The sequence below is a fragment of the Chromobacterium alticapitis genome, from assembly GCF_002924365.1.
GTDB lineage: Bacteria > Pseudomonadota > Gammaproteobacteria > Burkholderiales > Chromobacteriaceae > Chromobacterium > Chromobacterium alticapitis.
In genome coordinates this window covers 1-7,189 of sequence record NZ_PQWB01000076.1, presented here as the reverse complement: position 1 = coordinate 7,189, position 7,189 = coordinate 1, and the positions used below count along the sequence as shown (strand labels likewise).

Sequence of the window (7,189 nt, the reverse complement as noted above, 5' to 3'; positions counted from 1 at the left end):
ATGTCGGCGAAATCCTGCCGGATCCGGGCTGGCAGCCCTGGCTGATCGGGCCGCTGGCCTCGTTGCTGCTGCTGGCCGGCCTGGCGCTGCCTCCGCTGATGGCGATACGCGACGTCTCGCCGACGGCCGTGCTGCGCAACGAGTTGCCGCCGACGCGGCAAGGCGTGATCGCGCCCTTGCTGGCGTTGGCCACCTTATTGGGCCTTGCCTCGTGGCAGGTGGGGGAGTGGAGGCTGGCCGGCTGGCTGTTGCTGGGCATGCTCGTTTTTCTCGCCGCGTCCAGCGCCTTGGCGCTGGGGCTGGTGTGCCTGACGCGCGGCTTGCCGCGCGGCGGCAAGGTGGGTTGGCGTTACGGCATCGCCAATCTGGCGCGGCGACGCTGGCTGGCGGTGCTGCAGATCGCATCCTTGTCGGTGGGGCTGATGGCGCTGCTGACGCTGACCGTGGTGCGCGACGACTTGATCGGCGCCTGGCAGCGCAGCGTGCCGGCGGATGCGCCCAACAAGTTCGTGATCAACATCCAACCCGGCCAATTGGCCGATTTCCGCGAGGCCTTCGCGGCGGCGGGCAGGCCGCAGCCTGAGTTGGAACCCATGACGCGGGCTAGGCTGATCGCCATCAACGAACAACCGGTGCGTCCGGCCGCTTACGAGAACGAGCAGGCGCGCCGCCTGGCCGGGCGGGAATTCAACCTGTCCTGGCGCGCGGCCCCGCCGCCGGGCAACCAGGTGGTGGCCGGCAAATGGTGGTCGGAAGATAGGCGAATCAAGCCGCAGTTTTCCGTGGAGCGCGGCCTGGCGGATACGCTGGGCATACGGTTGGGCGATACCTTGGCCTTCGATTTGGCTGGCTCCACCTATCGCGCCAAGGTGACCAGCCTGCGCGAAGTGCCGTGGGACAGCTTCCGCGTGAACTTCTTCGTCATCGGCACGCCTGGCCAGTTCAGCCGCCAGCCAGCCAGCTGGATCACCAGTTTCCGGCTGGAGGCGGCCGACGAAGCTTTCGCCAACCACTTGGTGGAGCGCTTCCCCAATTTGACGGTGATCGACGTGGGCAGCATTCTGGCCGAGGTGAGGACGATGGTGGACAAGCTGACGCGGGGCATCGAGGCGATGTTCCTGTTGGCGCTGGCTGCGGGCGTGCTGGTGTTGTGGGCGTCCATGGCGGCCACCCGCGACGAACGGCTGGCCGACGCCGGCCTGATGCGCACGCTGGGGGCCTCGCGGCGGCAGGTGCGCGGCGTGGTGTTGTCAGAGCTGGTCTGGCTGGGCGCGGTGTCCGGCCTGCTGGCGGCATTGGGGGCGACGGGGCTGGGCGTGCTGGCGGCGGTCAAACTGTTTTCCCTGCCCTGGCAGCTGAATGCATGGCTGCTGCCGCTGGGCATGGTTGCGGGCGTGCTGGTGGTGACGCTGGCCGGCTGGCCGCTGGTGGGCAGAGTGACGCGGACGCCGCCGTTGGCGGTGCTGCGCGACTTGAGTTGAGAAGCCGCCGATAATCGACACGCGGGGCTGCCTGCGGGAGGAATGCGATGGATGCGATGGTATTGGCCGCGATGGCCAAATGGCCCAATGTTCCGGCGGTGTTCGGCTGGTTAAGGCTGGATGCGCGCGGGCAGTGGTGGATAAAGGACGACAGGCTGCAGCACGAGGGCATGGCGGAGTTTTTCAACCGCAATTACAGCCGGGATGGGCAAGGCCGCTGCTATGTGCAGAACGGCCCGCAAAAAGTGTATGTGACGCTGGACGCGGCGCCGTTGGCGGCGCGGCGCACGCCCAAGGGGTGGCGCACCTTGCCGTATGACGACGATGTGCCGGCGCGCGCCGCCTGGCTGACGCCGGACGGCATGCTGTTGCTGGAGATAGGCGGGGAACTGGCGGTGGTGGACGATCGGGACTTGTCGGCGCTGCTGGACGAGGCTTTGCCGAGTTGGGATGGAGACATGGCGTCTTTGCCCGCCATGCTCAAGCTGGCTGAGTCCGCGTTGCCGCTTGCCTGTGACAGTTTGCCGGCGCTGCTTGCGCGCTACGGCATCGTTGCGCGGCCTAAATAATCAATTTGGATCAAACTTGTATTCAGTTTATTCATCAAGCCATGCTTTTGGGTTAAAGTGCGGAACTTGTACTTCAATCATAATTCATAGCCATGAATAACCACGTTTGCATCGGCATCTTGCTGGCGCTTGGCCTAGGGGGCTGCGCCAGCGCGCGCCTCGATGTTCCCCGGGCGGTGAATTATGCCGCCTCCGATCAGCAAAAAGCCCGCGCCGCGCACCATTGGGATGTGCTGGCGCAGGACGTTGCATCCCGTATTCACGCCAAGCTGCAATCCAGCGGCCAGGATGGGCAGCAGGTGTATCTCGCCCCGCCGGCTTCGGCTGTGTTTGATCGCAGCTTCCACCAATTGCTGCTGACCCGGCTGCTGGAACAGGGCGTGCGCTTGTCCACGGTGCCGGCCGCCGTGCAGCTGACAGTGGATACCCAAGTCATCCAGCATCGCAGCGAGGTGAGCAATGGCATCCAGTTCCCCGTCACCACGCTGGCGGCGGGGGTGGCTGTGATCCGCGACCTCGCCTTGCATGGCACGCCGACCGGCGCGGCGCTGGCCGGCGTAGGGGCCGCGGTGGGCTTGGACGCGGGCCGGCTGGCCCTTAATGGAGGAGCGGCCGGCGGGCCCACTCGGACCGAAGTCTTGGTGTCGACCTCGCTGGAACGAGGCCACAGCTATCTGGCGCGCACCAGCGACCTGTATTACATCGAGCAGGCTGACAGCACCCTGTACGGCGCGGAAGAACCCTCCACCCGGATGAAAACCTGGAAGGTGGTGGGGCAATGAAGCGCATGATTTCCGCAGCCTGCCTGGCTGCAGCCTGCTTGCTGTCCGGCTGCGCCAGCAACGGCTATGAGTCCGCCAGCAAGGTCAACGTGATCGAAACCAATTACCAAGCTGCCGATGCCTTGTTGAAGGGCGTGGCGCTGGCGCCGGGCAAGCCGATTCTGGTCGCCACGCTGGTCAATCTGGATGTGTTGACCGAGTCCTCCCGGCTGGGGCGGTTGTTTTCGGAACAGTTGATCTCCCGTTTCGCCAATCGCGGACTGACCGTCAAAGAGCTGAAGCTGCGCGATAACCTGTTCGTCAAGCAGGGAGAAGGCGAGCTGCTCCTCTCGCGCGAGATTGGCGAAATCAGCCGCGTGCACAACGCCCAGGCGGTGGTGGTCGGAACCTACGCCACTTCCGGCAGCACCTTGTACGTCAATCTCAAGCTGGTGCAGACCGAAGGCAACGTGATTCTGTCGGCTTACGATTATTCCCTGCCCATGGATGAAAATCTGCGTGGCTTGCTGCGCGGAGCCAAGGCGGCACAGGCTAACTGGTAAACGGAGGGGCGGAAAAAAGGCGCGTGAAGCGCCTTTTTTGCATTGGAAGCGGCTTAAATGGCGGCCGCCCTCACCCCCACCAGCCGCTTGCGGCCGGCCAGCATGCCGACGAAGAAGGCCGAGACGGCGATGGCGGTGAACAGCAGGGCCAGCGGCCAGGCCGCATGGCTGTGGCCGCGGATCACGCCGACGGCCAGCGGGCCGAGCGAGGCCAGCATATAGCCTGCGCCCTGGGCCATGCCGGACAGGTGGGCCGCCACGTGCTGGTCCGGCGAGCGGTGGGCCAGCAGGCTCAGCGCGGTGCTGAACAGGCCGCCCTGTCCGAAGCCCAACAGCGCCGCCCACAGGATCAGGCTGTCCGCCGGCGCGTACAGCATGCCCAACAGGCCGGCGATCACCATCAGCAGCGTGCAGGCGATGGGCGGGCGCTGGTCGCGGCAGCGGTGGGCCAGCATGGGCACCAGCAAGGAGGCCGGCACCTGGACCATGGTGGACAGCGACAGCATCCAGCCGCCCTGAAGGGGCGTCAGGCCGCGGTCTATCAGGATGGACGGCAGCCAGCCGAACACGATGTAGGCCAGCGACGACTGCAAGCCCATGAACAGGGTCACCTGCCAGGCCAGCGGGTCGCGCAGCAGGCCGCGCACTTGCCATTGGCCCTGTCCCGCGGCATGGCGGGTGTCCAGTTGCGGCCACCACGCCGCCAGCGCCAGCAGCGCGGGCAGGGACCACAGCGCCAGCGCCGGCCGCCAGTCATGGCCGAAGCGTTCGGCCAGCGGCACGGTGAGGCCGGCGGCCAGCGCCGCGCCCAGGCACAGGGCCATGGTGTAGACGCCGGTCATCAGGCCGGCGCGGCCTGCGAAGTCGCGCTTGACGATGCCGGGCAGCAGCACGCCGGTCACGCCTATGGCTGCGCCGGCCAGCGCGGAGCCCGCATACAGGCCGAACATGCCCAGTTGCGTGCGCAGCGCGGTGCCAATGGCCAGGATGACCAGCACCAGCGCGATGGTCTTCTCGCTGCCCAGGCGTCGGGCCAGATGAGGCGCCAGCGGGCCGAAAATGCCCAGGCAGGCTACCGGCAGCGTGGTCAGCAGGCCGGCCTGCGCTGGCGACAGCCCAGCGTCGGCGCTGACCATGCCCAGCACCGGCGCCAGACTGGACAAGGCCGGGCGCAGATTCAGCCCCACCAGCACCAGTCCCAGCAACAGCAGCAGCGTGCGGGCGCGGCCGGAGACGGGCGCAGCCGCGGGACTGTCGTCGTCTATCAGCAGTTCATCGGCTATCGGCGTGTCCCGATTCAAATTCTCTCGCATGGGTTTTCCTTATTTTTGCCGCTTCAGCAACTGCGCCAGCTCAGTCAGCAAGGGGCGGGTGATGGCGGCGGCGGCTTCGCCGGCGCGGGCCGGGTTGCGGTCGCGGATGGCGTGGTAGATGGCGGCGTGGGCCGCCGTGTCCGGATCTGGCAGCGCTTCGTCGCGGATCGAGTCCTGCACGCTCTGGCGCACCGCGTCTGAGAAATAGCGGTAGAGGCTGGCCAGGGCCTGGTTGCCGCAGGCGTCGGCGATGGCGACGTGAAATTCGAGGTCGCGCGCGGCGTAGTCCTCCGGCGTTTCGCCGTCGCGGGGGGCCAATTTATCCAGCGCGGCGGCGATGCGGGCCAGATCCGGGCCGGAAGCCCGTTCGGCGGCCAGCCGCGCGGCGCTTTCTTCGAGCAGGCAGCGCACCTCCAGGTGTTCGCGCAGGCTGGCGCGGCTGATCGCGCGCATGGCCTCGCCGGGATTGACGATGGCGCGGACATAAGTGCCGTCGCCCTGGCGCACCTCCAGCAAGCCGGCGTACAGCAGCACGCGGATGGCCTCGCGCACGGTGTTGCGGCTGATGCCCAGCTCTTCGGCCAGCTCCGGCTCCGTGGGCAGGCGGCTGCCCAGCGGCCAACGGCCGGCGGCCAGTTGGGCACTCAGGTTTTCCAGCGCGATATCCACCAGCGAGCGTTTGGCGGCGGCGGGTAGCGTCATGGCTTCTCCAAAACATCCAATCATCCGATGAATTGTAGCGCGAGCGACCGGATGGGGGAAGAAGGAAAGTCAGGCGGTGGCTGAGAACGTGCCGGTGGGCGACAGGCCCAGGCCCTGGCCGACCAGCAGCGAGTCCAGCGCGTAGGGCGCGCCTATCGAGTCTACCAGCGCGTACATCGCCAGGCCGCTGATCTGCTGCGCGGACAGCAGGGAATTGCTGGACGGGTAGCTGAGCAGGTTTTGCAGATTGTAGGGGAAGGTATTCGGCGTGGATGGGAGATTGATCACCAGTTGCCGATTGCGTTGCTGGACTTGCAGCGCGTTCATCTCATTGACTAGGGAGCCGTTGCCGTAAGACGAGAAGCTGTTGGCAAGGGTATTCAGCGTTTGCGCCGCTGTGTACAGCAGATTGGCCGCGCCGCTGGAATCGCCGTTGTAGGCGGCTTGCAGCGTGCTGGCGTTCAAGCTCAGGGTGCCGCCCAGCCCGTATTGCGCGGGGCTCTGGTAAAGCAGGCCTAGCTGGCTGAGCGAGGTCAGCAGCGAGCTGCCGTTGCTGTAGTTGGCCTGCGCCTGCGTATTCAGCAATTGCGGCAGTTGGGCGGCTATGGGGTCGTTGCTGGGATTGACCTGGTTGCCAAGCAGGCTGTTGATGCCGCCCTGGGCGGTGTTGAAGGCGCTGGCCAGGGACTGGGCATTGTTGTTGAGCGTGCCGAAATCGATATTGACCGTGATATTGCTGCTGCCGGTGGCCAGCAGATTCGCCGACACGCCGCTGCCCAGCTGGATGCCGAAATTGTTTGCGCTGGAGCCGGACGCGCCGTTGACGGTATAGCTGGCGTTCTGCGCGGCCTGCGTCTGCGTCAGGTTCTGGCCGCTGCCGATGGCCAGGGTCTGGTCGAAGGCCAGTCGAGACAGGCCGCTCTGGTCGGTGTTGTTGCCATCGTTGTCGCTGACGGCGATCCGGAAGTTGTTGCTGGCGCCGGTGCTGGCCTGGCTGATCTGCAGCTGGTAATTGCCGGACGCGTTCTGCACCACATTGGCTACCACGCCGGCTGCGGCGCCGTTGATTGAACTGGCGATGCTGGACAGCGTGCCGTTGCTGATGCTGATCGTCACCGGAGAATCGTTGGCAGTGAAGCTGGTGGCAGAGGTAGGGCTGGTATAGGCGTAGCTGCCGGTGGTGATGGTCAGGCTGCCGCTGCCGACTACCGTGGTGCCGCTGTCCGGCAGCGAGAAGGCGCTGGTCGCGCTATGGGCCTGCGCTAGTTGAGAGACGTTGAGCAGATAGCTGGCGCTTTGCGCGCCGGCGGAGGAACTGATGCTGGCTACCGCCGGGTTGCTGCTGCTGGCGCTGGTGCTGTTGAACTGGTTGTAGGGCGAATATACCTGTTGCAGGCTGTTCTGGAAGGTATTGAGGATGGACATCAGCTGCCCCAGGGTGGACAGCGCCACCTGGGTCGGATCCGGCGTGGTGGACGAGGCGCCGCCGCTCGCGCCGCTGGCGGAGCCGAGCAGCAGGCCGCTGGACAATAATCCGCTCAAGTTCGGCAACAGGCTGTCGAAAGACGCGAGAGGAGAGGTGTATCCGGACAGGGAGTTCATCGCCGATGCTTGCAAGCCATACCTGGTTTTAGTGTAGACCATGTCGGTCAAGTCATTGGCGAGATTGATTTTTCCGGGGGCGCCGGGCGGGCGGCGATAAAAAAGGCTATGTCCCAATAATGTGTTGCAAGGGACGCCCCACCGCCTCCTGCAAGCAGTGGCAAGGCTGAATGGTTTGCTGATAGCGCTCCAGCATCC

Annotated in this window: 7 protein-coding genes; 4 read left to right on the top strand and 3 right to left on the bottom strand. The window is 65.8% G+C overall.

What is annotated here, in order from left to right:
• From C2I19_RS15740 to C2I19_RS15725, 4 genes are all read left to right on the top strand, one after another.
• Positions 1-1,481 (top strand): ABC transporter permease (locus C2I19_RS15740; RefSeq protein ID WP_146056836.1); only part of this gene is annotated, 1,481 nt, incomplete at its 5' end.
• Between the two features lie 47 nt (positions 1,482-1,528).
• Positions 1,529-2,050 (top strand): DUF2946 family protein, encoded by a 522-nt coding sequence (locus C2I19_RS15735; RefSeq protein WP_103903619.1) that lies wholly within the window; start codon positions 1,529-1,531, stop codon positions 2,048-2,050.
• Between the two features lie 92 nt (positions 2,051-2,142).
• Positions 2,143-2,832 (top strand): hypothetical protein, encoded by a 690-nt coding sequence (locus tag C2I19_RS15730; protein WP_103903618.1) that lies wholly within the window; start codon positions 2,143-2,145, stop codon positions 2,830-2,832.
• Positions 2,829-3,374, top strand: a complete 546-nt coding sequence (locus tag C2I19_RS15725; RefSeq protein WP_103903617.1) for a FlgO family outer membrane protein — start codon at positions 2,829-2,831, stop codon at positions 3,372-3,374. Before C2I19_RS15730 ends, C2I19_RS15725 begins: the two co-directional genes overlap by 4 nt.
• Positions 3,375-3,427: 53 nt before the next feature.
• Here C2I19_RS15725 and C2I19_RS15720 read toward each other — a convergent pair whose 3' ends face one another.
• From C2I19_RS15720 to fliD, 3 genes are all read right to left on the bottom strand, one after another.
• Positions 3,428-4,687: a CynX/NimT family MFS transporter gene (locus C2I19_RS15720; RefSeq protein WP_103903616.1), complete on the bottom strand. Its 1,260-nt coding sequence runs from the start codon at positions 4,685-4,687 to the stop codon at positions 3,428-3,430.
• 9 nt (positions 4,688-4,696) lie between these two features.
• Entirely contained in the window at positions 4,697-5,389 is a 693-nt protein-coding gene (locus C2I19_RS15715) for a FadR/GntR family transcriptional regulator (RefSeq protein ID WP_103903615.1), read from the bottom strand.
• A 69-nt stretch (positions 5,390-5,458) separates the two neighbouring features.
• A complete protein-coding gene (gene fliD, locus C2I19_RS15710) occupies positions 5,459-6,991 on the bottom strand; it encodes a flagellar filament capping protein FliD (RefSeq protein WP_158253734.1) in 1,533 nt (510 codons plus the stop codon).
• Positions 6,992-7,189: the final 198 nt, after the last annotated feature.